This is a genomic window from Mesorhizobium sp. M5C.F.Ca.ET.164.01.1.1 (genome assembly GCF_004792125.1).
In the GTDB taxonomy this organism is placed as follows: Bacteria; Pseudomonadota; Alphaproteobacteria; order Rhizobiales; family Rhizobiaceae; genus Mesorhizobium; species Mesorhizobium wenxiniae.
The window spans coordinates 1-327 of sequence record NZ_SRTG01000350.1 but is presented as its reverse complement, the minus strand read 5'-3'; the positions used below and the strand labels follow the sequence as shown (position 1 = coordinate 327).

General features: G+C 53.5%; 1 protein-coding gene. It reads right to left on the bottom strand.

Annotated features, from left to right (window positions below):
* A partial coding sequence (locus tag EN807_RS36210; protein ID WP_210240026.1) for a hypothetical protein occupies nucleotides 1-211 on the bottom strand: 211 nt, incomplete at its 3' end.
* Between the last annotated feature and the right edge of the window lie 116 nt (nucleotides 212-327).

The window sequence follows — 327 nt, the reverse complement described above, 5'->3', positions numbered from 1 at the left end:
CGCCTGCGATCCTTTCGATTTCAACTACTTCGCTGTCGTCATTGCTCGCTGCAACAGCGGCGTCTTGTTGAGTCAGAAACAAGCGTTTCAGGATTCCTCGGCGCGACCTGGCGACCCAGTACACCTTCTCGTCGACTGTAATTGGCGTGGCAAGCGGGCCGCCTGATGCCATTGCTTCTGGCCGTGTCATGAGAATCCTCGGATCATTCATTGGGCAGTCGTATCCGAGGATTCTTCATTCGAGGCAACAACTTCCGCAAAAATGGAAGCCTGCGAACTGACGGCACGAGATTGCTGCCGAAATCGGAGCAAAAACAGATAGGAAGA